Origin of the sequence: Stenotrophomonas sp. SY1, from assembly GCF_021202945.1 — a bacterium.
Classification (GTDB): domain Bacteria; phylum Pseudomonadota; class Gammaproteobacteria; order Xanthomonadales; family Xanthomonadaceae; genus Stenotrophomonas.
The window spans coordinates 1,982,408-2,007,420 of sequence record NZ_JAJOYR010000001.1 but is presented as its reverse complement, the minus strand read 5'-3'; the positions used below and the strand labels follow the sequence as shown (position 1 = coordinate 2,007,420).

25 protein-coding genes are annotated in these 25,013 nt (G+C 65.6%); 14 read left to right on the top strand and 11 right to left on the bottom strand.

The genetic code is table 11. The features are described 5' to 3' along the window. Positions 1 to 10: 10 nt before the first annotated feature. The 7 genes from LR961_RS08450 to LR961_RS08420 all read right to left on the bottom strand — a co-directional run bounded on the left by LR961_RS08450 (position 11) and on the right by LR961_RS08420 (position 8,667). Positions 11 to 892 carry a sugar ABC transporter permease gene (locus tag LR961_RS08450; protein WP_232148179.1) on the bottom strand — a complete coding sequence of 294 codons (882 nt, stop codon included), beginning with the start codon at positions 890 to 892 and terminating at the stop codon, positions 11 to 13. Beyond that, entirely contained in the window at positions 889 to 2,172 is a 1,284-nt protein-coding gene (locus tag LR961_RS08445; protein ID WP_232148177.1) for a sugar ABC transporter substrate-binding protein, read from the bottom strand. Before LR961_RS08445 ends, LR961_RS08450 begins: the two co-directional genes overlap by 4 nt. Positions 2,173 to 2,179: 7 nt before the next feature. Next, positions 2,180 to 3,799 carry a glucoamylase family protein gene (locus tag LR961_RS08440; RefSeq protein ID WP_232149287.1) on the bottom strand — a complete coding sequence of 540 codons (1,620 nt, stop codon included), beginning with the start codon at positions 3,797 to 3,799 and terminating at the stop codon, positions 2,180 to 2,182. Between the two features lie 110 nt (positions 3,800 to 3,909). Further along, positions 3,910 to 6,876, bottom strand: coding sequence for a TonB-dependent receptor (locus LR961_RS08435; protein ID WP_232148176.1), 2,967 nt, complete (start codon positions 6,874 to 6,876; stop codon positions 3,910 to 3,912). Positions 6,877 to 6,949: 73 nt separating this feature from the next. Then, positions 6,950 to 7,963, bottom strand: a complete 1,014-nt coding sequence (locus LR961_RS08430) for a LacI family DNA-binding transcriptional regulator (RefSeq protein WP_232148174.1) — start codon at positions 7,961 to 7,963, stop codon at positions 6,950 to 6,952. 129 nt (positions 7,964 to 8,092) lie between these two features. Beyond that, entirely contained in the window at positions 8,093 to 8,371 is a 279-nt protein-coding gene (locus LR961_RS08425) for a BolA family protein (protein ID WP_232148165.1), read from the bottom strand. Continuing rightward, positions 8,368 to 8,667: a YciI family protein gene (locus LR961_RS08420; protein ID WP_232148163.1), complete on the bottom strand. Its 300-nt coding sequence runs from the start codon at positions 8,665 to 8,667 to the stop codon at positions 8,368 to 8,370. The genes LR961_RS08425 and LR961_RS08420 overlap by 4 nt, the downstream gene beginning before the upstream one ends. A 350-nt stretch (positions 8,668 to 9,017) precedes the next feature. Here LR961_RS08420 and LR961_RS08415 point away from each other — a divergent pair, with 350 nt between their 5' ends. From LR961_RS08415 to LR961_RS08405, 3 genes are read left to right on the top strand one after another with little or no spacing between them, the layout of a single operon-like run. Further along, a complete protein-coding gene (locus LR961_RS08415) occupies positions 9,018 to 9,920 on the top strand; it encodes a ScpA family protein (RefSeq protein ID WP_232148161.1) in 903 nt (300 codons plus the stop codon). A 16-nt stretch (positions 9,921 to 9,936) separates the two neighbouring features. Continuing rightward, positions 9,937 to 10,788 carry an SMC-Scp complex subunit ScpB gene (gene scpB / locus LR961_RS08410; RefSeq protein ID WP_232148159.1) on the top strand — a complete coding sequence of 284 codons (852 nt, stop codon included), beginning with the start codon at positions 9,937 to 9,939 and terminating at the stop codon, positions 10,786 to 10,788. Then, positions 10,781 to 12,427, top strand: coding sequence for a pseudouridine synthase (locus LR961_RS08405; protein WP_232148157.1), 1,647 nt, complete (start codon positions 10,781 to 10,783; stop codon positions 12,425 to 12,427). Before scpB ends, LR961_RS08405 begins: the two co-directional genes overlap by 8 nt. Before the next feature lie 426 nt (positions 12,428 to 12,853). Here the strand turns inward: LR961_RS08405 and LR961_RS08400 are convergent, their stop codons facing one another. The 4 genes from LR961_RS08400 to LR961_RS08385 form a co-directional block, all read right to left on the bottom strand. Further along, the gene (locus LR961_RS08400; protein ID WP_232148155.1) at positions 12,854 to 13,288 is read right to left on the bottom strand and encodes a hypothetical protein; all 435 of its coding nucleotides are present in this window, start codon (positions 13,286 to 13,288) and stop codon (positions 12,854 to 12,856) included. A gap of 94 nt (positions 13,289 to 13,382) precedes the next feature. Further along, entirely contained in the window at positions 13,383 to 14,198 is an 816-nt protein-coding gene (locus LR961_RS08395) for an amidohydrolase (RefSeq protein ID WP_232148153.1), read from the bottom strand. Positions 14,199 to 14,203: 5 nt separating this feature from the next. Continuing rightward, complete coding sequence (locus tag LR961_RS08390; protein WP_232148151.1) at positions 14,204 to 14,515, bottom strand: hypothetical protein; 312 nt, start codon at positions 14,513 to 14,515, stop codon at positions 14,204 to 14,206. A gap of 11 nt (positions 14,516 to 14,526) precedes the next feature. Next, positions 14,527 to 15,675, bottom strand: coding sequence for a pyridoxal phosphate-dependent aminotransferase (locus LR961_RS08385; RefSeq protein ID WP_232148149.1), 1,149 nt, complete (start codon positions 15,673 to 15,675; stop codon positions 14,527 to 14,529). A 178-nt stretch (positions 15,676 to 15,853) separates the two neighbouring features. On the opposite strand from LR961_RS08385, the gene ccmA reads away from it, so the two are divergent. The 11 genes from ccmA to LR961_RS08330 all read left to right on the top strand — a co-directional run bounded on the left by ccmA (position 15,854) and on the right by LR961_RS08330 (position 24,916). Then, the gene (gene ccmA, locus LR961_RS08380) at positions 15,854 to 16,513 is read left to right on the top strand and encodes a heme ABC exporter ATP-binding protein CcmA (RefSeq protein WP_232148147.1); all 660 of its coding nucleotides are present in this window, start codon (positions 15,854 to 15,856) and stop codon (positions 16,511 to 16,513) included. Next, positions 16,510 to 17,205 (top strand): heme exporter protein CcmB, encoded by a 696-nt coding sequence (gene ccmB / locus LR961_RS08375; RefSeq protein ID WP_232148145.1) that lies wholly within the window; start codon positions 16,510 to 16,512, stop codon positions 17,203 to 17,205. The genes ccmA and ccmB overlap by 4 nt, the downstream gene beginning before the upstream one ends. A gap of 187 nt (positions 17,206 to 17,392) precedes the next feature. After that, a complete protein-coding gene (locus tag LR961_RS08370; protein ID WP_232148143.1) occupies positions 17,393 to 18,073 on the top strand; it encodes a TetR/AcrR family transcriptional regulator in 681 nt (226 codons plus the stop codon). Positions 18,074 to 18,327: 254 nt separating this feature from the next. Next, positions 18,328 to 19,080: a heme ABC transporter permease CcmC gene (gene ccmC / locus LR961_RS08365; RefSeq protein ID WP_232148141.1), complete on the top strand. Its 753-nt coding sequence runs from the start codon at positions 18,328 to 18,330 to the stop codon at positions 19,078 to 19,080. After that, the gene (ccmD, locus tag LR961_RS08360) at positions 19,077 to 19,250 is read left to right on the top strand and encodes a heme exporter protein CcmD (protein ID WP_232148139.1); all 174 of its coding nucleotides are present in this window, start codon (positions 19,077 to 19,079) and stop codon (positions 19,248 to 19,250) included. The genes ccmC and ccmD overlap by 4 nt, the downstream gene beginning before the upstream one ends. Then, complete coding sequence (gene ccmE / locus LR961_RS08355; protein ID WP_232148137.1) at positions 19,247 to 19,723, top strand: cytochrome c maturation protein CcmE; 477 nt, start codon at positions 19,247 to 19,249, stop codon at positions 19,721 to 19,723. Before ccmD ends, ccmE begins: the two co-directional genes overlap by 4 nt. Continuing rightward, positions 19,724 to 21,652, top strand: coding sequence for a heme lyase CcmF/NrfE family subunit (locus tag LR961_RS08350; RefSeq protein ID WP_232148135.1), 1,929 nt, complete (start codon positions 19,724 to 19,726; stop codon positions 21,650 to 21,652). Continuing rightward, on the top strand, positions 21,649 to 22,272 hold the full coding sequence (locus LR961_RS08345; RefSeq protein ID WP_232148133.1) for a DsbE family thiol:disulfide interchange protein: 624 nt from the start codon (positions 21,649 to 21,651) through the stop codon (positions 22,270 to 22,272). Before LR961_RS08350 ends, LR961_RS08345 begins: the two co-directional genes overlap by 4 nt. Beyond that, the gene (locus LR961_RS08340; protein WP_232148131.1) at positions 22,269 to 22,721 is read left to right on the top strand and encodes a cytochrome c-type biogenesis protein; all 453 of its coding nucleotides are present in this window, start codon (positions 22,269 to 22,271) and stop codon (positions 22,719 to 22,721) included. Before LR961_RS08345 ends, LR961_RS08340 begins: the two co-directional genes overlap by 4 nt. After that, positions 22,715 to 23,725, top strand: coding sequence for a tetratricopeptide repeat protein (locus tag LR961_RS08335; protein WP_232148129.1), 1,011 nt, complete (start codon positions 22,715 to 22,717; stop codon positions 23,723 to 23,725). Before LR961_RS08340 ends, LR961_RS08335 begins: the two co-directional genes overlap by 7 nt. A gap of 75 nt (positions 23,726 to 23,800) precedes the next feature. Then, positions 23,801 to 24,916, top strand: a complete 1,116-nt coding sequence (locus tag LR961_RS08330) for a homoserine O-acetyltransferase (protein ID WP_232148127.1) — start codon at positions 23,801 to 23,803, stop codon at positions 24,914 to 24,916. The last annotated feature ends 97 nt before the right edge of the window (positions 24,917 to 25,013 follow it).

Here is a 25,013-nt window from a genome sequence, read left to right as displayed (position 1 = left end):
GCAGGCCGGCTCATACCAACTCCCTGCGCTTGCCGAAGCGCAGCATCAGCGTGGTCACCGCCAGGATGATCAGGAACAGCAGGAACGCCACCGCCGAGGCGCGCCCCAGGTTCCACCACTTGAAGCCCTCCTCGAACATGAAATACAGCACGCTCACCGTGCTCTGCAGCGGATCGCCGCGGGTCATCACATAGGGCTCGGCGAACAGCTGGAAGTAACCGGATACGGTAATCACGCCAACCACCAGCAGCACCGGCCCCAGCATCGGCAGCGTGATGTGCAGGAACTGCTGCCAGCGCGAGGCACCGTCGATGCGCGCGGCTTCGTACAGGTCCTTCGGAATCGCCTGCAGGCCGGCCAGGAAGATCACCATGTTGTAGCCAAAGTTCTTCCATACCGCAAAGCCAATAATGGTAGGCATCGCCCAGCGCGGATCACCCAGCCAATCCACCGGATTGATGCCGATGTGCCCCAGCCCCCAGTTCACCAGCCCGTAGCGGGTGTGGAACAGATAGCGCCAGATCACCGCCACCGCGACCAGCGTGGTCACCACCGGCGCGAACAGCGCGGTACGGAACAGTGCCTTGAAACGTGCAGCCGGCGCGTTGAGCAACAGCGCTGCGCCCAGCGACAACGCGATGGACAGCGGCACCCCAAGCACCACGAAGTAGGCGGTGTTGCCCAGTGACTTCCAGAACATCGGCGTTTGCAACAACTCGATGTAATTGCCCAAACCGGCAAAGCGCAGGTTGTGCGGGTCGGCCAGCGCGTACAGATCAAAATCGGTCAGGCTCAACGCCAACGCCGACAACACCGGCAAGCCGAAGAACACGCCGATGACGATCAGCGCCGGCGCGGCGAACACCCAACCGGCCAGTGAACCCTGCTTCATCGCCCCGCCCCCGCATTGCCTTCAGTGCTGCGTTGCTCGACGATCCAGCGGCGCTTGGCCAGGATGTCGTCCACCTGTTGGTCCAGTTGCTCCACCGCCCGGTCCTGCGGCAACCCGCCGCGCACCACCTGTTCGGTAACGATGCGCATCTGCTGGGCGATACGCTCCCACTCCAGCACCTTGGGCGTGGGCTTGACCCGCTCCAGCTGGTCGGCAAACGCGGCGGTCAGCGGATCGTTGCTCAGCTCCGGCGACTGCCAGGCACTGCGACGCGGCGGCAGGTCACCAATGATTGTGTAAAAACGCTGCTGGATGGCCGGGCGCGACAGGAACTCGATCAGCTTCCACGCCGCCTCTTTCTTCTGCGAAGAACGCATCACCACCAGGCTGGTGCCGCCGGCAATGCCGGCACCGGGGCCATCGGGACCGGGCAGCGGCGTGGTGCCCCACTCGCCATCCAGCCCCGGTGGTTGTCGTTGGCGGAACTCGCGGATGTTCCAGGGGCCGGACAGATAGAACGCGGTGAAGCCACGGAAGAACTCATCCCAGACGTTGGAGATCTGCGTCTCGGACATCTTCGGCGCCCAACCCTGCTCGAACATGTTGTCGTAGAAGTTCAACGTGCGACGGAAACCCGGACTGCGGAAATTGCCACGCGTATCGTCATCACGCAGCAGCGCATCATCCTGCTGCAGGGCAAAGGACAACTGCGGCTCGAACTCGTTGAGCGGCATCAGCACCGGGTAACCCTTGTCGCCCATCAGCTTCTTCAGCGCGGCGTTGGTCTGCTCCCACTCGGCCCAGGTGCGCGGCGGGTGGTCGTAGCCGGCCTGGCGCAGCAAGTCCTTGCGGTAGAACAGCAGGCGCGTATCGACATACCACGGCACGCCAACCAACTGGCCGTCGACCACGTTGGTATCCCAGATGCCCGGGAAATAGTCCTGCTGGTCCACTACCGCGGATGCATCCACATATGACTGCAACGGCGTGAGTGCCCGCAACGTGGCGAACTCGGCAATCCAGGTGTTGCCCAGCTGGCAGACGTCGGGCAGGCCATCGGCGGCGTAGGCGGTGAGCAGCTTTTCGTGTGCGGCCGTCCACGGAATGTTCTGCACTTCGACGCGGATGCCGGGATTCTCCGCTTCAAACTCACGCAGCAGCTCACCCACCACTTCGGCCTCGCGGCCCATCGCCCAGAAACGCAAGGTGGTGCCCTGCTCGGTACGCGCGCAGCCGGCCACCAGCAGGGTCAACAACAAGGTGGCCAGCGCGCGGATCATCGGCCGCTCACTGCTGCGGCTTGCTGGCCGGCGGCTTTTCGCCAGCTGCCTTCTGTCCGGCGGCAGCGGCAGCGCGCGATTCGGCGATACCCGATGCGCGCGCCGAAGCGGCGCGCTCATCCTTCTGCAACGGCTGGAAGCTTTCCTCCGGCGCCAACCAGCCGCCGCTGAAACCCGCACGCTCCAGGCCCTTGCGGATGTAGGGGTTCTTTTTCATCACCTCCCACACGAACTCATTGCGGTAGTTGGCGATGCCCAGCAGGATCGGCCCCTGGTCGATGGCGATGTAGTCACTGGCCACCCAGCCACGCTCGGGAATCAAGCGACCGGTCTTGAGCGGGATGTCGTAGTTGAAGCTGGGGTTGAACGAATCCAGGAAGCCGTAACTTGAGTACAGATAGTCCCCGTAGCGCTGGTGCATTTCCACCGTGGCCGGGATCACCACTTCCGGTGCGAACGGCAACGAGGAGATCGCCGCCGACGGTACGATGGTGCCGTCATCGAAGTTCTCGCGCAGGCCGGCGCCACGCGCCGAGTAGTGCCGGAACTGGCGCTGCTCACCGCGGTATTCCTGGGTGGTGTTCTGCGGCCCGTCACCGGCAGTCAGGCCCCAGACGTTGGCACTGTAATCCTTCCACTGCATCGGGTTCTCGATGGCGTACTCACGCTGGGCGAGCGTCGCCCGACGGCTGTTGAGGAAGTAATCGATGCCGCGTTCGCGCATGTAGGCATCCTGGATGTCACGGAAGTCGATCCAGACGTGGCTGTACTGATGGCCGAACAGCGGCCCGAACGCCAGGTATTCCTGCCCTTCGTACACGCCCCAGTCGTTGTCGTAGGTCCGCGTCCACACGGTCCACGCGTCCGGCTCCACCGGATGCGTCGGCGAGCCCAGCGCCAGCACGTACAGCATCATCGCTTCGTTGTAGCCCATCCAGTCGTGCTGGATGAATCCGCTCTCCGGGAACCAGCCCATCGACACCAGCGGCTTGTTGCGTTGCAGCCACTGCCAATCCACGCGCCGGTAGATGGTGTCGGCGATCTGGCGGATTTCCTTTTCCTGCGCGTCGTCGCTGTCGTAGTAGGACTGGGCAAACAGCACGCCCATCAACAGCAGCGCCGTATCCACGCTGGAAAGCTCCACCCAGCTGTCGTAGCGGCGCCCTTCCTGCATGTCCAGGAAGTGGTAATAGAAGCCCTTGTAAGCACCCTTGCCGGTACGTTGCGGACCGGACGGCAGGTCGCGGAAGAAACGCAGCGTCAGCAGCGTGCGTTCCACCGCCTGCTTGCGGCTCACCCAGCCCTTCTCGATGCCGACCGGGTAGGCAGTCAACGCAAAGCCAACCGAGGCGATGCTGGCAAATGGACGCGACGGATAGCGATCGGGAGTCAGTCCGTTCTGCTCGTTGGTGGTATCCCAGAAAAACTGGAACGTGCGCCGTTCGATGTCGTCAAACAGCGGCGGCAGTTCCGGCTTCATCGGCCTTGGCGGCAGGTCCGCCTCGATCAGGATCACCTGCGGCAGCACCTTGGGCATCGGCGGCTCCGGGGCTTTACCGCAGCCGGCCAGCAACGCCAGCGAAAAGCCGATGGCGGCACTGATCAGCAACTGGGCGGCGCGTGACATGCTCAAGACGATATCCGTAACAGAGTTTCAGGCTGCCACATTCCCGTGACAGGGCAAGCAATGCATGTGCGTAAGGTCCCGGCCGCCGGTTGTGGCGGCCGGGGTTTGGTTTACCAATCCAGCCCGAAGGACAATTTGAAGGTACGGGTCTGGTACTGGTCCCAGCTGTTGACCACACCACTGCTCCAGTTGATGCCGTAACCGCCCCAGTTGGTCCAGTTGAAGGCATTGAGCAGATCCGCGCGCACCTTGAGCTTCAGGTCGGTGCCGGTGTCCCAGGTCTTGGTCAGCGACATGTCGAACTGCTTGAAGCCCAGCGAGCCGTCCGGCTCCCAGCTGCGTGGCGTCTGATAGCCGCTGGTGTCGTCCACGTCCCAGCGCTCGATCTTGCTGGCCAGGGTCAGCTTGCCGGAGACGCTCATGCCCCACGGCAGGTCGGTGAAGCCACTGACCACCAGGCGATGACGCGGCACCCATGCGCCGCTGTACCAGCCGCCGCCGGGGTAATACCAACCGTAGGCCGGGTCTTTCTCGTGGATGTTCTGCTTGGCGTCGGTGTAGGTGTAGGCGACGTTGAGGTTCCACGGGCTCTCGGCGGTGTACGGCTTGTCCAGGCCCAGCAGCAGCGCGGTGCTCTTGGACTCGAAGCCGTTGGTGGCCACGATCAGGTTGCCCAGCGGCCCGGGCAGGCCCGGTGCATTCCATGGGCTGCCGCCGGCGTCGTAATAGCCGCCATCGGCAAAACGATTGCCGCGCATGATCAGCATGCCGTCCTTGTAACGGATGTACTGCACGGTGGCCGAGCTGTTCCAGTCATGCCCGATCAGGCTGAAGCTGTTGCGGATGCCCAGGCTGATCTGGTCCGAATACGGCGTCTTCAGGTCGTTGTCGAACATCCACACTTCACGCCCGGCATCGGGCGAGTTGGCCAGCGACATCAGGTAGTCGCGATCCAGCAGTTGCGGGCTCCACGCCAGGCAGTTGGGGGCACTGGTGTCGCAGGGATGGCCGGCGCTGTTGATCTTGAACTCGCGGGTCGGGAACGAGGCCTTGCTGCGCTCCAGCTGCAGGTAATCAAACAGGTTGCGGTCGTAGGAACGGCCAATTCCACCGAACAGCACGTGGCGCTCATCCCCGCTCAGGTCGTAGGAGAAGCCCAGACGCGGCTGGAAGGCGCCCTTGTCGGCCTTGCGGTTGCCCCCGGTGCTGATGAAACGATTGATGTCGATGCCACCCAGCGCCAGCGTCTGCGCGTAGGTCTGCCCGGCCGGCGCTCCGCCCTGCGTGTCCTGGCTGTTGAGTGCGTCGATCACTTCCTGGCCGGTCACGTAGTCCAGGTACGACGGGGTTTCTTCGTAGTCCCAGCGCAGGCCCAGGTTCAGGGTCAGGCGGTCGGTCACATCCCAGTCGTCCTGGATGTAGAGGCCGAACTGTTTGTTCTTGGAAACCACCACGCCGCCGCCGGTGCCCAGCGCGCCACTGCCGAAACGCACGAAGTACGGCACCGTTCCGCCTTCGTGGATGTCGTAGTAGAACTGCGGGTTGTACGGCTGCTGCTCGGTGGTATCCAGGTCGACCTGCTTGTACTTCACACCGAACTTGACGGTGTGCCCTTCCCAGCCGAAGAAGGTGGTGTCGTTCTGGAACGACCAGCCCTTCTGCCCCTTGTCCTGCAGGCCGCCCTCGCCGGCACCGATACGGAAGATCTGGTCGCCGGTATCCGAGGTGCCGTCAGTGAGCACCATGCCGTTGCCGTAGATATCCGGCGCCTTGGTCCAGAACGCCTTCTCATAGGTCAGGTGGGCATCGTTGAGCCAATTCATGCTGGAGAACTGCCAACGCAGGTCGTAGCGATCCTCGGTGACGCCGGTGTCGGTGCCGTAGCTGGGCGCACTCTGCCCGCCGACATTGCCGATCTCGCTTTCCTCGCGGCGCTTGTAGGTCAGTTCGAGCAGGTTGGCCTCATTGATCGACCAATCCAGCTTGCCGAAGTACAGGTCTTCCTTGAACGGCGTGGCCGCCGCACCCAACTGGTCGCGCCACTGCTGCGGCAGCTCGGCAGGCAACCAGCCATCGCCCGGCTCCAGGTCCTGCGGCGCGTTGTATTCCTTGCCCTCGTAGGTAACGAAGAAATGCGCGGTGTCCTTGACGATCGGGCCACCAAACGCTGCGCCGTACTGCTTCTCGCCGGAGCGGGTCTTGCCGACGCCGTTCTTCTCGCTTTCACGCGCCTCGCGCCAGTCCTGGTTGGTGTAATCCCAGAAGAACGATCCCTTGAACTCGTTGGTACCGGACTTGGTCGCCGCAGTCACTGCAGCCGAGCTGATCTGGTCGTACTCGGCCTTGTAGTTGGAGGTGATGACCTTGTATTCACCGATGGCCAGCTGCGGGAACGGGTTGCCACGGCTGGCGTCCTGCCCGGTGATGCCGCCCTGGGTGACGTAGTTCTTCTGGCCCACGCCATCGATGTACACGTTGACGTTGTTGGCGCTCTGCACACCGCCGCGCAACTTGGTCGAACCATTGGCCGGGTTCTGTTCGAAGATCATGCCCGGCACGGTGTCGGCAAAGGCCAGGAAGTTGCGCGTGCCCTGCGGCAGCGCCTGGATCTGCTGCGGCGTGATGTAGGTGGCGATTTCCGAAGTCTTGGTTTCAATCGGCGCCTGCGCCATCACCTGCACCGCGTCCAGCGTGGTCGCCGCCCCACCCTGCGCGGTTTCGCTCACACCGCCCACGCCCAGGTTGACCGTCGCGGTCTGCCCGACCTGCACGGTGATGTTCTGGCTGCGGGTCTGGCCACCAACATTGACGTCCAGCCGGTAAGTCCCCGGCGGCAGGCCGGCCAGCGAATAGTTGCCGCTGGCCGTGCTCTGCACGCTGCGGGTCAGACCGGTGGCGGTATTGGTGGCGGTCACCTGTGCCTGTCCGGCCGGCGCCGAATCGGCCATCACCTGGCCACGGATGGTGGCACCGGTGCTTTGTGCAAACACGGGTGCGGCGCCCAGCAACAGGCAACTGGCAAGTGCACAGCTGAGCAGCCTGCGCGTTGGCGGCATCTGCCGGGTGGGGTTGTTCATGCTTCTGCTCTCTCCACGACGGCAGCTTGAACTGCCAGACAATTGCGATGGTGTTGCACCCGTGCGCGCTTCTTCAGGAGCGGCTTCGGGCTTGGGTCGAGTCGCGCACCACCAGGTGCGGGACCAAGGTCAGGCCGTTGTTCACGGCCGCTTCGTCATCGATCTGTTGCAGCAGTTGCTGCATTGCCCGCTCTCCAAGCTCGGCGATGCTCACTTGCATCGTCGTCAATGCCGGGTGAACAAAGCGTGCCAGCGGGATGTCGTCATAACCGGCAAGTGCGATCTCTTCGGGCACGCGTACCCCGGCCTGGTTGAAGGCGTACAGGCAACCCAGCGCCATCATGTCGTTGGCGGCAAACACCGCATCGGGCAGCGGCCCGTGCTGCAACAATGCCAACCCTGCCGTGTGACCGGAGCTTTCGTCAAAGCCGCCGGGCAGCTCGATGGGCTCGGCATCGGTCACAGCCGCCATCGCGTCACGAAACCCCCGCAAGCGCTCCTGCGCATCCTGATTGCGGGCAGGCCCGCCGATGAAGGCAATGCGCCGATGCCCGCTGTCGAGCAGGTACCGGGTCATCGCCAGCGCACCGGCATGGTCGTCGATGCTGAACACCGCATGCTGCGACCCGACCAGAGGCGTGTTGATCAATACAGTGGGAATGGCCGATGGCAGGTTGTCCGCCAGGAACTCGGCGTTGTCGGCATAGGGCGACAGCAGCAGCAGGCCGTCCACCCGCCCGCGCATTGCCTGCAGCACACCGCGCTGCTGCTGCGGGTCACCGTGATAGCTGGACACCAGCAGATGCCAGCGATGCGCACTGGCGACACCGTCGATACCGCGCATCAGCTCGGAAAAGAACTCGCCATGCAGGTCAGGCAGCACCACACCGATGGTCTGGGTACTGCGGCTGCTGAGGCTGCGCGCCGCCGCGTGCGGGGTGTAACGCAGCCGGTCGGCCACCTCCAACACCAGCTTGCGCACCGGTTCGGCGACGTTGTGATGCCCGTTGAGGGCCCGCGAGACGGTGGCGACAGAAACATTCGCCTCTCGGGCGACATCCTTGATGGTGATTGCCGACTTGCTCACCGTCACGCCCTCCACAGCGGGATGGGGCGGAATGTAAGCGTTTCCAGGACTGTCTGTAAACCGTTTGTCATGTCCGATTGTCCGGTTGATGGACAGAGCCTGTCCACCAACCCGGTCGGCCAGGCCTCATCAGCCCCTGTCCGCATGCTCCTGCGGTGTGAACGCCTTGATCGACAGGGCATGGATATCGGTCTCCATCATCCGGCCCAGCGCGGCATAGACCGCCCGGTGGCGCGCCAAGGGCGCCTTGCCGGCAAAAGCGTCACTGACCACGGTCACGTTGAAGTGGCCACGCCCGTCACGCGCCCCCGCGTGCCCGGCATGACGGTGGCTGTCGTCCTCCACCTCCAGCAGCTGCGGGCTGAACGCCGCCTGCAGGGCAACCCGGATCTGCTCCACCCGGTTCACGGCAGCACCTTGCGGAATGGCCGCACGTCCGCCCTTACATAAACGCCAGCAGCCACGTACGGATCGGCGTCGGCCCAGGCGCGCGCGGCGGCCAGGTCCGGGAAATCGGCAATCACCACGCTGCCGCTGAAGCCCGCCGGGCCGGGGTCTTCGGCGTCAATGGCAGGACAAGGACCGGCCAGAAGCAGCCTGCCCTGGTCAAGCAATGCCTGCAGACGGGCCAGATGTTCCGCCCTGGCCTGCATGCGCGCGGCCAGCACCTGCTCGCCGTCATAACCTTCAATCACGTACCACACGGGCCGATTTCTCCTTGTCCGCTGAATGGATCACTGACAAGTCTAGCGTCACAAGGCTGGACACCGCCCGGTTCCGGCGATTACTCTTTGCGCCATTGCACGCAGCCGGCCAGTAGCGGCTCGGTGCGACGGCAGGCCCCGTCCCCCGTCGTTCGACCGAAGCACCTCCCCACCCGGACCGCGTAGACGACCTCCTCGTGATGACGTTGCCGCTCCCCTCGCGGCGCGCCTTGTTGTTGTTGTGTGGACGCGCGCCAGGCAAGCGCGCATGGCTTGCGAATATCAAGGGCAGAACCCTCATCCCGGATGACCCCGGGACACCACGGCTCGCAATACCCGATGTCAACCAGATGACTTCCGAACTCGCGCACGACGCGAACCCGCCAGCACCGTCCCACGTGCCGCAGCAGCAGGAAATGCCGCTGGCGGTGGTACATGGCCAGCCGGTGTTGCAGATCCCGCAGGACCTGTACATCCCGCCGGACGCGCTGGAAGTCATCCTCGACGCATTCGAAGGCCCGCTGGACCTGCTGCTGTACCTGATCCGCCGGCAGAACCTGGACATCCTGGACATCCCCGTTGCCGAGATCACCCGGCAGTACGTGGAGTACATAAACGTCATGCAGGAGCTGCGCTTCGAACTGGCGGCCGAGTACCTGGTGATGGCCGCAATCCTGGCCGAGGTGAAGTCGCGCATGCTGCTGCCGCGCCCACCCGCCCTGGAAGGCGAGGAAGCCGACCCGCGTGCGGAGCTGGTGCGCCGCCTGCAGGAGTACGAACGTTTCAAGCAGGCCGCCGAGGACATCGACAGCCTGCCCCGTCAGGACCGCGACACCAGCCTGGCCCACGCCTTCGTGCCCGAGCGCACCCAGGTCAAGCTGCCGCCGCCAGTGGACCTGAAGGAAATGCTGCTGGCACTGCACGACGTGCTCAAGCGCGCTGAATTGTTCAGCGGCCACGCCATCAAGCGCGAGGCGCTGAGCGTGCGGCAGCGCATGGGCGATGTGCTGAGCCAGCTGGAAGACGGCAAGTTCTACCGTTTTGAGTCGCTGTTCACCGCTGAAGAAGGCAAGCTCGGCGTCCTGGTCACCTTTCTGGCATCGCTGGAACTGGCCAAGGAGCAGTTGCTGGACATCGTGCAGGAATCACCGCTCGCCCCGATCTACGTGAAGTCCCTCGCCGCCGGCAACACCAACGCACCGCTGCAGTTCTCCAGCGAGTTCGATGACGCCGACGCCACCGACCCCGCCTGAGCCACCGACCCGACGCATGGATCAACCGCTGATCAACCGCATTGTCGAAGGCGCCTTGCTGGCCTCGAACCTGCCATTGACCCTGGCGCAGCTGCAGGGTCTGTTTCCGGAAGACGAACCGGCGCCGCCGGGCAGCGTCGAACGCGCGCTGGAACTGCTGCGCGAAGGCTGCACCGGGCGCGGCGTGGAACTGGTTGAGGTGGCCTCCGGCTTCCGCTACCAGATCACCAGCGAAGTCCACGGCTGGGTTTCCCGGCTGTGGACCGAACGCAAGACCCGCTACACCCGCGCCACCCTGGAAACCCTGGCCCTGATCGCCTACCGCCAGCCTATCACCCGCGGCGAGATCGAACAGGTCCGTGGCGTGGCGGTGAGCAGCAACATCATCCAGGCACTGGAAGAGCGCGAATGGATCCGGGTGATCGGCCACCGCGACGTACCAGGCAAGCCGGCCCTGTTCGGGACCACCAAGGGCTTTCTGGATTACTTCGGGCTCAAGCGCCTGGACGAACTGCCGCCATTGTCCGAACTGCGCGACATTGGCGAACTGGAACCGCAACTGCCACTGGATGGCAATGGCCAGCCGGCCGCCCCGCTGACCGCTGGCGCCGCCGCCAACGACGAAGCCGGTCCGGACGAAGCCAGCAACACAGACACCGCAGCAGCCGATGAACCCAACGATTCGACGGCCGCCGCATCCGACACCGCCCTCACGGGCGAACCCGACGCCGCGCCGGGAGAGCGCGCGGCGGAAGTGGAACAAACCGAAAACAACGCCGTCGCGAAGACGACCGTGGCTGTTGACGTAGCCGATTCCGACCATGAGGCCGACGCGGAAAACGCCGGCCGGAGCAAAACAGATGAGTGACACCCCCCGCAAGCCGACGTTGAACAAGCTCTCGCTCAAGCGCGAAGCCGGCACCGACCAGCCCAAGCTCGAAGAGCGCCTGCACAAGGTCCTGGCCCAGGCCGGACTGGGTTCGCGCCGTGCGCTGGAGCAGCGCATCGCCGACGGCCTGGTCAAGGTCAACGGCGAGACCGCGCAGATCGGCATGTCGATCAAGAGCGGCGACAAGATCGACCTGGACGGCCGCAGCTTCGTGGCCAGCGCGCTGACCGACCCGTCGCGCGTGCTGATCTACAACAAGCCCGAAGGCGAAGTCACCACGCGTGACGATCCCGAAGGCCGCCCGACCGTGTTCGAGGCGCTGCCGCCGCTCAAGGGCGCGCGCTGGATCGCGATCGGCCGCCTGGACATCAACACCACCGGCCTGCTGCTTGCCACCACCGACGGTGAGCTGGCCAACGCGATGATGCATCCGTCCTTCGAAGTGGAACGCCAGTACGTGGTGCGCGTGCGCGCTCCGGAAGGCGAGGAGAAGGTATCCGACGCCATCATCGAGCGCCTCGGTCGCGGTGTGCTGCTGGAAGACGGCGGCGCCAAGTTCGACGAAGTCGAGCGCATTGGCGGCACCGATTCGCACGACTGGTTCCGCGTGGTCGTCAAGGAGGGCCGCAACCGCGAAGTGCGCCGCCTGTGGGAATCGCAGGGCTGCCAGGTCAGCCGCCTCAAGCGCACCCGCTACGGCAAGATCGAACTGCCGCGCGAACTAATGCGCGGCAAGTCGGTGGAGCTGACCAGCCCGCAGGTCGAGGCGCTGCGCGCCCAGCTGAAGCTGGAAGAAGGCACCCCGTCGGCACTGACCCTGCAGCCGGTGATCGGCCAGCGCAAGGCCGCCAAGACCACCGTGCGCGTGCGCGAAGGTGGCCGCAGCAACGCCTACGTCAACGGCCACAGCACCGCCGATGAAGGTCGCGAGCTGCGTCGTTTCGACAACGTGCGCGAAGACCGCGGCCGCGGTCGTGGCGGCAAGGGTGGCGGCTTCAAGGGCGGCCTGACGGTCAGCGGCGAAGCGGCAGCCAAGCAGTCGCAGAAGCCGTTCAAGCAGCGCAAGCCCAGCGGCGACCGCAGCCTGCCCGATGGCAACCCGGCAGCATTCCGTACCTGGTACGTGCCCGAAGGCGTGAGCACCGGCCCCAGCGGTCATCGCAATGCCGGCCCGAGCGGCAACCGTGGCCCGGGTCGCGGTCCGGCCGGCGAAGGCCAGGCCCGCCCGTACGGCAAGCCGCGTCCGGGCGGCGCCCCGGGTGCAGCAGGCGCCGGCCGTGGTGGTCCGGGTCAGGGTCGCCCGCAGGGCGCAGGCGGCCAGGGTCGTTCGCAGGGTGCCGGCGGCGCAGGTGCCGGCCAGGGCCAGCGCAAGCACCCGTACGGCCATCCGGGCAATGCCCCGAGCTTCCCGTCCGACCACGCCAATCCGGGCTTCAGCCCGTACGGCTCGCGTCCGGCCGGTGCCCGCCCGAGCGGCGGCAACCGTGGCCCGGGCGGCCCCGGCGGTCGTCCGTCTGGCGGACCGCGTCCGGGTGGCAACCGTCCGGGTGGCGCGGGTCGCCCCGGTGGCGGTGGCCGTCCGGGCGGCGGCGGCAATCGCGGCCCGCGTGGCGCTTGATTGACTGCCCGCCAGGCCTCAGGCCTGGCAGGCGTGGAAGCAGAGAAAAGCCCGGTGCACTGCACCGGGCTTTTTCGTATTGCTCGGTAGTGATCCATAACCCTGAGCACAGCCGCACCCTCCCCCATAAGCGGGAAAGGGCTCAAGCAACGGGCGATTGCGGGCTGGAGAGCAGCTCAAGCAAACGCTGGCTGCGGGGCGACTCAAACAGCTGAAGGTTGCGGACTACGACTTCCCTACTCCCGCCGGGGGAGAAGCTGCCCCGAAGGGGCCGATGAAGGCGGCCTTTGGAAGTTCGCCTGCCAGAAGCCCCCTCACCCCAACCCCTCTCCCGTAAACGGGAGAGGGGCTCAAGCAACTGCTGTCCCTGTTCTGCAGAGTGGAAAGCGAAAGCAACCTCTTGGGCTTTCGCAGGATCAGCAATCCTCAGCGACGTTCGATCACAAACCTGCCGAAACCCACGCCGAGACTCCAGCCTTGACCGGTGCCGGCCAAAGCCAGCGAGATGTCGCCCTTGGTCATCACCTGCGCGTCGTTGGCCCGCGATGCGCTGGCGTGTGCATCCACCGCCGCGTAGCTGCCCAGCAGGTCGTTGACCGAATAGGCGCCGCTGAACTTGCCACGACCGTCGGTGATGGTGGTGCGGCCGACCGTCAGGCCACCGCCCTTGGCGCTGATCTTCACCGGAAACCGGGTGCCATTGTCGCAGGTCACCGTGCCGGTACCCTCAGCGGTCTTGTAGAACACCGACCAGCCGGACAGGTTGTAGTGCAGCTCGCAATCAATGTTGCCGGCCGCCTGCGCAACCGGTGCCGTGCCGCCTGCAGCCAGCATTGCCAATGTCACCAACAGCTTCTTCATGGTCCGCACCCTTGCTCGTATTGATACCGGCGCTGAGCCTAGCAGGCGGCCCGCATCTTGCTGGTCGCCTGCACGCACGGTGTCCGGCCAGCGTTCAGCGGGCAACCACCGGCCCGGACAGGTCAAAAACATCGGCATCAAGCATCGCCGGAAAACGCTCACGGTGCGCGGCCAGCGCTGCGGCGGAAATGGTGGTGGTAACCACCTGCTCGCGTTCGCGGATTTCCAGCTGCGGCTGGCCCAGGAAATCGATCACCGCGCTGTCGCCGGAATAGTGCAGCCCGTTGCCATCCACGCCGACGCGGTTGACCACCGCCACGTAGCACAGGTTCTCGATTGCCCGCGCGCGCGCCAGCGTCTGCCAGGCGTAGGCGCGCGCCGACGGCCAGTTCGCGACGAAGATCTGCAGGTCGAAGTCCATCTGCCCAGGCCGCTCTACATCGAAACGGTTGCGGCAGAACACCGGGAAACGCAGGTCGTAGCAGATCTGTGGATTGATCCGCCACCCTTTCAATTCCACGCTCAGACGCGCACCGCCTGCGGCGTAACGCTTGTGCTCGCCTGCGTAACGGAACAGATGACGCTTGTCGTAGTGATGCAGCTCACCCTCCGGCGTGGCCCACAACAGGCGGTTGAAGACGCCCTCGCCCACCTTCAGCTGCACGCTGCCGGTCACCACCGCGCCCAGCGCGCGCGCCTGTTCGCGAATCCAGGCAACAGTGGGGCCGTCCATGTCCTCGGCCTTGTCGATGGCGTCGTTGGAGAAGCCGCTGGTGAAGGTTTCCGGCAGGATCACCAGGTCGGTGGTGCCGGCCAACGGCGCCAGCAGCGCGGCGTAGTGCGCGCGGTTGCCGGCCGGGTCATGCCAGCGGGTGTCGCCCTGCACGAGCGAGATACGAAGGTCCTGCATGATCATCATTGTCCTGTAAGCGAAGAAGCGAGGATCGCGCCAAGCGCCATGCCTGCACCCAGCAACGGCACCAGCCACTGCAGCCGGGCGACCCAGCGATTGCGGGGCTGGCACTGCTCCTGGGCATCGAGCAGCGTCAGGTAGGTCCGGGTGTAGCGGCTGAAGCTGCCGCGTACGGCCAACCAGCCGTCATCCACCGCCACCCCACGCTCGCGCAGCCCTTCCTGCACGACCGAGAAGAACAGCCAGCCGCGCAGGGCCACGGCGACCAGGAAGCCGCAGAGCAGCACGCAGAACAGCCACTGGCCCGCACCCACGTCGGCCGGCCTCAGAGCGCCTGCAGACGAGCGATTGCCGCATCCAGCGTGGCGTCGTTCTTGGCGAAGCACAGCCGCACCAGGCGCTGCCCGGCTGGCGGGGTTTCGTAGAACGGCGACAGCGGGATCGCGGTGACGCCCTTCTCGATGGTCAGCCACTTCACGAACTCATGGTCCGGCAGGTCGCTGATGGCTGAGTAATCGACTAGCTGGAAGTAGCCACCCGGCACCGGCAGCGGCTTCAGGCGCGTGGTCAGCAACTGCTCGCGGAAGCGGTCGCGCTTGGCCTGGTAGAACGCGCCCAGCTCCAGGTGGTGCTCGGGCTCGTCGCGGATCATCGCGGCAAAGCCGTACTGCGCTGGGCTGTAAGTGGTGAAGGTATTGTACTGGTGCACCTTGCGGAACTCGGCGGTCAACGCCGGCGGTGCGATCGCGTAGCCGATCTTCCAGCCGGTGCAGTGGTAGGTCTTGCCGAAGCTGGAAATGACGAAGGCGCGTTCGCGCAGCTCCGGGTAGCGCAGCGCCGATTCGTGGCGCACGCCGTCATAGATGATGTGCTCGTAGACCTCGTCGGAGATCAGATAGATATCCGTGCCGCGCAGCACTTCGATCAGCGCCTGCATGTCCTGAGCCGACAGCATCGCGCCGGACGGGTTGTGCGGGGTGTTGACCATCAGCATGCGGGTCCTGGGCGTGATCGCCGCGCGCACCTTGTCCCAGTCAACGGTAAAGGTCTGCGGGTCCAGCGCCACGTGCACCGCGCGCGCGCCGGCCAGGTCGATGGCTGGTTCGTAGCAGTCATAGGCCGGGTCCAGCACGATGACCTCATCGCCCGCGCGGACCACGGCATGGATCGCATTGAAGATCGCCTCGGTACCACCGGAAGTGACGGTGATCTCGCTGTCCGGGTCGACCTGGGCGCCATAGCAGTCCAGCGCCTTCTGCGCGATGGCCTGGCGCAGCGGTGCCACGCCGGTCATCGGCGCGTACTGGTTGAAACCCTCGCGCATGGCCTTGGCGGTTTCGTCGATCAGCCGCTGTGGCGCCGGGAAATCGGGAAAGCCCTGGCCCAGATTGACGGCACCGTGCTCGGCGGCCATCTGCGACATCACGGTAAAGATGGTGGTGCCCACCTTGGGCAACTTGGTCTGCGGCTGCATCGTTACGTACACGCGGGGGAAGAAAGCAGCGAGTGTACGCAAAGCCAGCGACCGGGGGCACTGCGCAGCGCCGCGGCGCAGTGCCGGACCATGAACCGGCTTGGCTCGGGTCTATAATGCCGCCGCCCACGCACCTGACAGCCTGCGCTGTCACTTCCAGGACGGACCCACCGATCCGATGACTGACTCACCGAACACCCCGCCGCTGCTTGCCGCACGCGGCCTGCGCTTCACCCGTAACGACGACCCGGTGTTCGGCCCCCTGGATCTGCATGTGGATGCCGGCGAAGCCCTGCTCGTACAAGGCGGCAATGGCGCCGGCAAGACCACGTTGCTGCGTGTGCTGGCTGGCCTGCTGCATCCGGATGAAGGCACCATCGATATCGACGGGCTCCCCGCCGGCAGCACCGATCGCTCCCGCTACATCGCCTACCTGAGCCATCTCACCGCGCTCAAACAGGACCTGGGTACGCTGGAAAACCTGCACCTGATGTGCGGCCTGCATGGTCGCCGCGCACGGCAGATGCCCGGCAACGCGCTGGCCATCGTCGGCCTGGCCGGCTACGAGGACACACTGGTGCGGCAGCTTTCGGCCGGCCAGAAGAAGCGCCTGTCGCTGGCCCGCGTGTGGCTCTCGCCGGCCCCTCTGTGGCTGCTCGATGAGCCTTACGCCAACCTCGACCTGGACGGCATCAACCTGGTCAACCGCATGATCTCGGCCCACCTGCGCAGCGGCGGTGCAGCCCTGGTCACCACGCACGGCGCCTATGCCGCACCGCCGGTCCGAAACCGCACACTCGTGCTGGGCGGTGAACCGGCACAGGAGAATGCAGCATGAGCCTGCCCGGCCCGCAACCGACCTTGCTGTCCGCCGCCAGGGCACTGCTCGCACGCGACCTGCGGCTGCTCTGGCGCCGACGCGGCGATGCGGCCCAGCCGATCCTGTTCGCGCTGCTGGTAGTTGCCTTGTTCGCCTTGGCGCTGGGCGGCGAACCCAAACTGCTGCAAAGCGTGGCCTCGGCGGTGCTGTGGCTGTCGATCCTGCTGGCCGGGCTGTTGTCGTTGGACACGCTGTTCCGCAGTGACGCCGAGGATGGCTCACTGGAGCAATGGCTGCTTGCACCGGTCCCGCTGGCATGGCTCGTCGCGGTACGGGTGTTCTCGCACTGGCTGACCACCGCACTGCCTCTTGTGCTGATCAGCCCGCTGCTGGCCGAGCTGATGCACCTGCCGCGCGAGCAGTTGCCGGTGCTGGTCGCCTCGCTGGCGCTGGGCACCCCCCTGCTGAGCCTGCTGGGCGCAGTGGTGGCGGCGCTGACCGTGGGCATGCGCCGTGCCGGCATCCTGCTGGCGCTGCTGGTGCTGCCGCTGTACGTGCCGGTGCTGGTATTCGGCGCCGGCTCGGTTGCCGCGTCGGCGCAGGGCCTGGATCCGAGCAGCGGCCTGCTGATGCTGGGCGCCGGGCTGTTGGTCAGTGCGGTGCTGGCGCCGCTGACCGCAGCGGCGGCCATCCGCATCGCCAATTCCTGAAAGCGGGTTTGTGCAGCGCCGAGCCATGCTCGGCAGAAACCTTCCCGGCAAGGTCCCAGCGGAGCGTGACTCCGGCCTACCCGGTGACCGGGTTTTGCAAGCCCTGCCTGACAACATCACGACGACAGGTTTGCGGCCACCAAACAACGTTATCCTTGCCGCTGGCTTCACGATCCCAGCCCATTCCATGCCTATTCGGAACAACCCCGACTCACCGGATCTGGATAAACCCTCGCTGCCGCCCCGCCCGATGGTCGAACTGCAACGTCGGGGCGAGCTGCGCGTGGAGAAGTTTCTCGAGGCCGCTACCGAAGTCTTCAACGAAAAGGGCTACCAGGCGGCCCGCCTGTCGGACATCGTCAAGCGCGCCGGTGGCTCGATGGCCACGCTGTATCGCGCATTCGGCGACAAGGAAGGGCTGATCCACGCGCTGATGGAGCGCAGCATCCACAACTTCGGGCAGAGCCTGGACGAGTTGGCGAACTCCACGCTGCCGCCTGAACTGGCGCTGGAACAGGCCGCCTACCGGATGGTGGAAGAAATGCTCACCCCGGCGCGCATCGCCTGCCACCGCGTGGTCTTTGCCGAAGGCATGAACCAGCCCGAGCTTCGCGACTGGTTCCATGCCCACGGCGTGCAGCCGATGGAAGAACTGCTCAGCCAGTACTTCACCCGTGAAACCGAAGCCGGCCGGCTGTACGTGGAAGACCCCGCCCGCGCCGCGCATCAGTTCTACATGCTGGTCATCGGCGGCGTGATCCTGCGCTCGGTCAACGGCCGCATGAGCCCCGACGATCTGCCGGTGGCCAAGGAAAACGCACGGTCGGCGGTGCGCCTGTTCCTGTCCGGCGCGATGCCGCGCAACTGAGCAACGCGTGCTGCAACGCAGCGCGGATGGAGCGTTGCGGCACAAGACAGAAGCACGCTTGCCGGGCGGCCACCCACCTCCGGTAGGCGGCACGCACAAAATGCCTGTGGCCGCCGCGACTACCACCGGTCGCAACGTCGGAATTCGGGTATCGTGAGCCGGTCTGAAAACAGCAACGGCGTCTTCATGCAGGACGCCCAGCCGGCGGGGCCGTCACAGCAGCCCGGCCATCGTCTTCCTCAGTGAGCGAGCGGATGTTCAAAGGTTTGATCGGTTGGTTTCACAAGCTGGGCGCTCCCGCCTACTTCGATACCTTTGCCGCCCGCTGGTCGCCGTGGTGTTACCTCGCTGCATTGCCGTTGTTCGGCTTTGGCCTGTGGCAGGCACTGGCCGTCGTGCCGGCCGATTACCAGCAGGGCGACAGCTTCCGCATTCTTTACATCCACGTGCCCTCGGCATGGATGAGCCTGTTCGTGTTCGGCCTGATGGCGTTCTACAGCGCGATCGCGCTGGTCTGGCGGATCAAGCTGTGCGAGATCCTGGCCATGGCCTGTGCACCGATCGGCGCCGCCTTCACCCTGATCACCCTCCTCACCGGCAGCATCTGGGGCAAGCCGATGTGGGGCACCTGGTGGGATTGGGACCCGCGCCTGACCACCGAGCTGATCCTCCTGTTCCTTTACCTCGGCGTGATGGGCCTGTACGGCGCCATCGATGACCGTCGCGCCGCCGCGCGCGCCGCCGGCTTGCTGTCGATCGTCGGCGTGGTGCTGCTGCCGGTAATCCGTTATTCGGTAGTGTGGTGGAACTCACTGCACCAGGGCCAGACCATCCGTCTGTTCGGCGAATCCAGCATGGACAGCAGCATGATCCTGCCACTGTGGCTGATGGTGGCGGCCACCAAATTCTGGTTCCTCGGCTCGCTGCTGGCCCGTGCCCGTGCCGACAACCTGCGCCGCGAAGTCGGCAAGGCCTGGGTGCGCGAACGTCTGGAGAAATCGGCATGAGCTATTTCAAGTACGTCGCCCTGGCCTATGCGGTGTTCTTCATCGTGCTGGCATGGGATTTCATCGTGCCGCGCCTGCAACTGCGCCAGCAGCTGCGCGAAGCACGCAACCGCATCGCCCGCGTCAACCGCAGCGTCGCCGCGCATGACGATGGAGAACTGAGCCGATGAGCCCCACCCAGCGCCGACGCATGCTGCTGGTTGTGCTGGTGGTGGCCGTGGCCGGCATCGCCACCGCGCTGGTCGCCACCGCCCTGCAACGCAATGTCGCCTATCTCTATACGCCGGCCGAAGTGAAAGGCGGCCAGGTCGCACCGGAAGCACGCTTCCGCCTGGGCGGAATGGTCGCCAAGGGCTCGTTCAAGCGCGAACCCGGCGCGCTGCTGGCGCGCTTCGATGTCACCGACGGTGATGCCATGCTTCCGGTCAGCTATGACCGCATCCTCCCGGACCTGTTCCGCGAAGGCCAGGCGGTGGTCGCAACCGGGCGCATGGTCGATGGTGTGTTCGTAGCCGAGGACGTGCTGGCCAAACACGACGAGACCTACATGCCCAAGGAACTTGCCGACAAGATGGGCCAGGCGCACACCAAACATCAGGTGCCTGCGGCAACGCCGACGGCTCCTTCAACGGAAGCGCGCTGAGTGCTGGCTGAAATCGGGCAGGTCCTGCTGATCCTGGCGCTGCTGGCGGCATTGCTGCAAAGCGTGCTGCCGTTGCTGGGGGCACACCGCGGTTCGCCTGCGCTGATCGCCGTTGCACGCCCGGCCGCGCTGTTGCAGCTGGCAACCGTGCTGGGCGCCTTCGTGGTGCTGACCATCGCCTTCGTGCGCCAGGATTTCTCGGTGCGGTATGTCGCCGAGAACTCCAACTCGCTGCTGCCGATGATCTACCGCTACTCGGCGGTATGGGGCGCCCACGAAGGCTCGCTGTTGTTGTGGGCGCTGGTGCTGGCGTTGTGGACCGCTGCGGTGGCGTTGTTCTCGCGCCGGCTGCCGGCCGAAGTGATGGCGCGGGTGCTGGCGGTGATGGGCATCATCAGCGTCGGCTTCCTCGCCTTCCTTCTGTTCACCTCCAACCCATTCGCGCGACTGTTTCCGGTCCCGGCTGAAGGCCATGACCTGAACCCGCTGCTGCAGGACCCGGGCCTGATCATCCACCCGCCGCTGCTGTACATCGGCTACGTCGGTTTCGTGGTGCCGTTCGCCTTCGCCATTGCCGCGCTGCTGGACGGGCGCATCGATGTACGTTGGCTGCGCTGGACCCGGCCGTGGACCAACATCGCCTGGAGCTTCCTGACCCTGGGCATCGCGCTGGGTAGCTGGTGGGCGTACTACGAACTGGGCTGGGGGGGCTGGTGGTTCTGGGACCCGGTGGAGAACGCCAGTTTCATGCCGTGGCTGGTCGGTGCGGCCCTGCTGCATTCGCAGGCGGCCACCGAAAAGCGCGGCGTGTTCGTCAGCTGGACGTTGCTGCTGGCTATCACCGCATTCGCACTGTCGTTGCTGGGTGCATTCCTGGTGCGCTCGGGCGTGTTGACCAGCGTGCATTCGTTTGCCGCCGACCCGAGCCGTGGCCTGTTCATCCTGGTGTTCCTGGCGCTGGTGATTGGCAGCTCGCTGCTGCTGTACGTGCTGCGCGCGCCGGGCATCGGCGGCAACGCAGGCAACCGTGCCTTCTCGCTCAACTCGCGCGAGAGCCTGCTGCTGGCCAACAACCTGCTGCTCAGCTGCGCCTGCGCAATGGTGTTGCTTGGCACCTTGTATCCACTGCTGGCCGACGCGCTGGCGTTGGGCAAGGTTTCCGTAGGCCCGCCGTACTTCGGCACGCTGTTCGTACTGCTGATGACGCCGCTGGTGCTGCTGCTGCCGCTGGGGCCACTGACCCGCTGGCAGCGCGAACAGGGCCTGCGGCCGCTGGCCCTGCTGGCACCGTGGGCTGGCCTGGCGGTGCTGCTGGGCGTGATCGGCTGGTGGATGGCGCCGCAGGGCCGGTTCAAGGTCGCCATCGGCATTGCCGGCGCGGTCTGGGTGGCGGCCGGCACGCTGTATTACCTGTGGACCCGGCTGCGCGCCAGTGGCCGGATCAACGCCGAAACCCTGGGCATGCTGGTCGCGCACCTGGGCATCGCGGTGTTCCTGATCGGCGCGCTGCTGGTGGAAGCGCTCAATGTGCAGCATGAAGTCGCACTGGCGCCGGGCCAGAGTGTTGCCGCCGGCCGCTACCAGTTGCTGTTCGAAGGCGTGGACAGCATCGACGGCCCCAACTATCACGCTGATCGCGGTCACCTGCAGGTGCTGCGCGACAACCAGCCCATCACCCGCCTGCACCCGGAAAAGCGCATGTACGCCAGTGGCGGCCAGCCGATGACCGAAGCCGGCATCCATCCGGCGCTGGGTGGCGATGTCTACGTGGCGCTGGGAGAATCCCTGGGCAATGGCGCCTGGGCAGTCCGGGTGCAGATCAAACCCTTTGTCCGCTGGATCTGGCTGGGCGCTGCGTTGATGGCCCTGGGTGGGTTCATCACCGCCGTTGACCGCCGTTTCCGCCGGCTGCCGGAGAAAGCACGATGAACACCCCTTCCCCCGAACCCCGCAAACCACACCGCCTGCCGCCGGTAGCCATCGCCCTTGGCGCTCTGTTCTTCCTCGGTCTGGTCGGATTGATGTTGTACGGGGTGACCCGCTCCGGCCAGCCGGACCGCGACAGCCTGCCATCAGCACTCATCGGCAAGCCAGCTCCTGCATTTTCGCTGCCGGTGCTGCACGACCCGCACATCCTGGTCACCGATCAGCAGCTGCGCGGCGCGCCCTACCTGCTCAACGTCTGGGGCAGCTGGTGCCCTGCGTGCCGCGATGAACACCCCGTACTCACCCGCTTTGCCGAAACCAAGCGGGTGCGGGTGATCGGCTACAACTGGAAAGACGAGCGCGCCGATGCACTGCGTTGGCTGGAACAACTGGGCAACCCGTACATGGTGGTGCTGGCCGACGAAGAAGGCCGCACCGCGCTGGACTGGGGCATCGCCGCCGCGCCGGAAACCTTCCTCGTCGATGGCAGTGGCATCGTGCGCTGGAAGTACAGCGGCGCCATTACCGAACAGGTGCTGCAGGAGCAGTTGATTCCGGCCTTGGAAAAGGTAGAGGCCGAAGCGACCGGCGAACGCACCCCGGCACTGGGTGCAGCACGATGAAGCCGCTGGCCTGCGTGCTGCTGTGGCTGTGCCTGGCGGTTCATGCCGGCGCACAGCCGATGGGCGATCCCAGCCCGTTGCAGTACCGCAGCGCCGCCGAAGAGGCCCGCTTCCATGCACTGACCGCCGAACTGCGTTGCGTGCAGTGCCAGAACCAATCGCTGGCCGATTCCAATGCACAGATTGCCCACGATCTGCGCCGCGAAGTACTCAAGCTGATGCATGAAGGCCGCAGCGATGCGCAGATCAAGCAGTTCCTGGTCGAACGCTACGGCGCCTTCGTGCTGTACCGGCCGCAGATGGATGCCGGCACCGCGCTGTTGTGGTTCGGCCCCGGCATCCTGCTGCTGATCGGCGCGGTGGTGCTGGTGCTGCATGTCCGCCGGCGCGCCCGCGCGTTGCCTGTATCCAACGACGAAGACCACAGCCAGGACGAACGCCCATGGTGACCGGCATGTTCCTGGCCGCATCCGGCGCCGCCGCCGCAGTCCTCGGCGGGCTTGCCTTGTGGCCGCTGTGGCGCGCCGGCCAGCGCGGCATCGGGGCGACGCTGGTGGCCTTGCTGGTGGTGGCCACGCTTGGTCTTTACCAACTGCTTGGAACACCGGCCGCACTGCAGGCAGAAGCCAGCACCGCGCCGCCGCAGAGCATCGAAGAAGGCATCGGCCAATTGCAGGAAGCCCTGCGACAGAACCCCGAACGCGTGGACGGCTGGGTACTGCTGGCCCGTTCGCAGCTGGAAACCGGCAATGTGTCCGGCGCCGCAGCCGCATTCGAGAAAGCCGTGCAGCTTGCGCCGGACGAACCCGGCCTGCTGGTCGAAGCGGCGCAGGTGCGCGCCCGTGCGGCACCTAAATTCCTGTTCGACGACACCGCCCTGCAGTGGCTGCAGCACGCCCGTCAACTGGCGCCGGACAACGAACGCGCGGTGTGGCTGATCGGCATCGTGCAACGCCAGCGTGGCCAGGACGAAGCCGCCGCCAGCACCTGGGAAAGCCTGTTGCCGAAGCTGGAGCCTGCCGCGGCCAATGCCTTGCGCGAGCAGATTGATCTTGCCCGCGGCAAGCCCGGCGCAGCTGCACCGGCCAACGCCACCGTACCTGCGGCGACGCACGCGGTCACCGTGACGGTAACCCTGGCGCCCTCACTGGCCGAGCGCGTGGCAAGCGGTACACAGAGCGTGTTCGTCATTGCCCGCGTTCCGGGCGGCCCACCGATGCCGGTCGCGGTTGAACGCCACCCTGCACAGGCGTCGCCGTTGACCATCACCCTGGACGATACCGACAGCCCCATGCCAACCCAGAAGCTGTCCGCGTTGCAGGAAGTGGAAGTGTTCGCGCGGCTGTCGGCTAGCGGCAAGGCAATGCGCGAGCAAGGTGATGTCGAGTCGGCGCCGGTACGTGTCCGCCTGCCTGCGGACAAGCCGCTGGAAATCACGCTTGGACAACCGTAAGCCAGACATATTCAGATAACCCGTGGTTATCAGTACATGCAGAGCCTGCCCTTCCCCGCCGGTTAAAATTGGCCGATGACTGAATTCATCCCTGAAGGCACCCGCTTTCTCGCACTCTCCTCGCCTTTCCCGATGAAACGCGGCGGCGCGCTCGACGGCGCCCGCGTTGCCTACGAAACCTGGGGCACGCTGGCAGCGGACGCCAGCAACGCCATCCTGATCGTCACCGGCCTGTCGCCGGATGCGCATGCCGCCAGCAATCCGGACAACACGACCACCGGCTGGTGGGAGCCGATGCTCGGGCCCGGCAAGCCGATCGACACGGACCGCTGGTTCGTCATCTGCGTCAATTCGCTGGGCAGCTGCAAAGGCTCCACCGGGCCGGCATCGATCAACCCGAACAGCGGCCAGCCTTACCGGCTCACGTTTCCGGAGCTGTCCATCGAAGACGTGGCCAACGCCGCCGCCGAAGTGGTCAAGGCGCTGGGCATCAGCCAACTCGCCTGCCTGATCGGCAATTCGATGGGCGGCATGACCGCGCTGGCGGTGCTGTTGCAGCACCCGGGCATCGCCCGCACCCACATCAACATCTCCGGCAGCGCGCAGGCATTGCCGTTCTCCATCGCCATCCGCTCGCTGCAACGCGAGGCCATCCGGCTCGATCCGGCCTGGAACAACGGCCACTACGACGAGGACCACTACCCCGAGTCGGGCATGCGCATGGCGCGCAAGCTGGGCGTGATCACCTACCGCTCGGCACTGGAATGGGATGGGCGCTTCGGCCGCGTGCGGCTGGACTCGGAACATTCGGCCGAAGACCCGTTCGGCCTGGAATTCCAGGTGGAAAGCTATCTGGAAGGCCATGCGCGGCGCTTCGTGCGCCGTTTCGACCCGAACTGCTATCTGTACCTTGGCCGCTCGATGGACTGGTTCGACCTGGCCGAATACGCCGAGGGCGATGTACTCGCAGGGCTGGCCAAAATCCGCGTCGAACGCGCCCTGGCCATTGGCGCCAACACCGACATCCTGTTCCCGGTCGAGCAGCAGCAACAGATCGCCGACGGCCTGCGCGCTGGCGGTGCGCAGACGCGTTTCATCGGCATGGATTCCCCGCAGGGCCACGATGCGTTTCTGGTCGATTACGACCGCTTCGGACCGGCGGTGCGCGACTTCCTGCAATCCCTGCCGTAACGACGCGCCTGGCAGGAGCGGCTTGAGCCGCTCCTGCAATAAACATCAGCACGCACACTGCGCCTGGCCCTACGCCGCGCATCGGCAGCAACCGATA

What these genes read in the sequence shown, in the direction of transcription:
- LR961_RS08450 (WP_232148179.1), bottom strand. Translation starts at nt 892, where the DNA reads ATGAAGCAGGGTTCACTGGCCGGTTGGGTGTTCGCCGCGCCGGCGCTG.
- LR961_RS08445 (WP_232148177.1), bottom strand. Translation starts at nt 2,172, where the DNA reads ATGATCCGCGCGCTGGCCACCTTGTTGTTGACCCTGCTGGTGGCCGGC.
- LR961_RS08440 (WP_232149287.1), bottom strand. Translation starts at nt 3,799, where the DNA reads ATGTCACGCGCCGCCCAGTTGCTGATCAGTGCCGCCATCGGCTTTTCG.
- LR961_RS08435 (WP_232148176.1), bottom strand. Translation starts at nt 6,876, where the DNA reads ATGAACAACCCCACCCGGCAGATGCCGCCAACGCGCAGGCTGCTCAGC.
- LR961_RS08415 (WP_232148161.1), top strand. Translation starts at nt 9,018, where the DNA reads ATGACTTCCGAACTCGCGCACGACGCGAACCCGCCAGCACCGTCCCAC.
- scpB (WP_232148159.1), top strand. Translation starts at nt 9,937, where the DNA reads ATGGATCAACCGCTGATCAACCGCATTGTCGAAGGCGCCTTGCTGGCC.
- LR961_RS08405 (WP_232148157.1), top strand. Translation starts at nt 10,781, where the DNA reads ATGAGTGACACCCCCCGCAAGCCGACGTTGAACAAGCTCTCGCTCAAG.
- LR961_RS08400 (WP_232148155.1), bottom strand. Translation starts at nt 13,288, where the DNA reads ATGAAGAAGCTGTTGGTGACATTGGCAATGCTGGCTGCAGGCGGCACG.
- LR961_RS08395 (WP_232148153.1), bottom strand. Translation starts at nt 14,198, where the DNA reads ATGCAGGACCTTCGTATCTCGCTCGTGCAGGGCGACACCCGCTGGCAT.
- LR961_RS08385 (WP_232148149.1), bottom strand. Translation starts at nt 15,675, where the DNA reads ATGCAGCCGCAGACCAAGTTGCCCAAGGTGGGCACCACCATCTTTACC.
- ccmA (WP_232148147.1), top strand. Translation starts at nt 15,854, where the DNA reads ATGACTGACTCACCGAACACCCCGCCGCTGCTTGCCGCACGCGGCCTG.
- ccmB (WP_232148145.1), top strand. Translation starts at nt 16,510, where the DNA reads ATGAGCCTGCCCGGCCCGCAACCGACCTTGCTGTCCGCCGCCAGGGCA.
- LR961_RS08370 (WP_232148143.1), top strand. Translation starts at nt 17,393, where the DNA reads ATGCCTATTCGGAACAACCCCGACTCACCGGATCTGGATAAACCCTCG.
- ccmC (WP_232148141.1), top strand. Translation starts at nt 18,328, where the DNA reads ATGTTCAAAGGTTTGATCGGTTGGTTTCACAAGCTGGGCGCTCCCGCC.
- ccmD (WP_232148139.1), top strand. Translation starts at nt 19,077, where the DNA reads ATGAGCTATTTCAAGTACGTCGCCCTGGCCTATGCGGTGTTCTTCATC.
- ccmE (WP_232148137.1), top strand. Translation starts at nt 19,247, where the DNA reads ATGAGCCCCACCCAGCGCCGACGCATGCTGCTGGTTGTGCTGGTGGTG.
- LR961_RS08345 (WP_232148133.1), top strand. Translation starts at nt 21,649, where the DNA reads ATGAACACCCCTTCCCCCGAACCCCGCAAACCACACCGCCTGCCGCCG.
- LR961_RS08340 (WP_232148131.1), top strand. Translation starts at nt 22,269, where the DNA reads ATGAAGCCGCTGGCCTGCGTGCTGCTGTGGCTGTGCCTGGCGGTTCAT.
- LR961_RS08335 (WP_232148129.1), top strand. Translation starts at nt 22,715, where the DNA reads ATGGTGACCGGCATGTTCCTGGCCGCATCCGGCGCCGCCGCCGCAGTC.
- LR961_RS08330 (WP_232148127.1), top strand. Translation starts at nt 23,801, where the DNA reads ATGACTGAATTCATCCCTGAAGGCACCCGCTTTCTCGCACTCTCCTCG.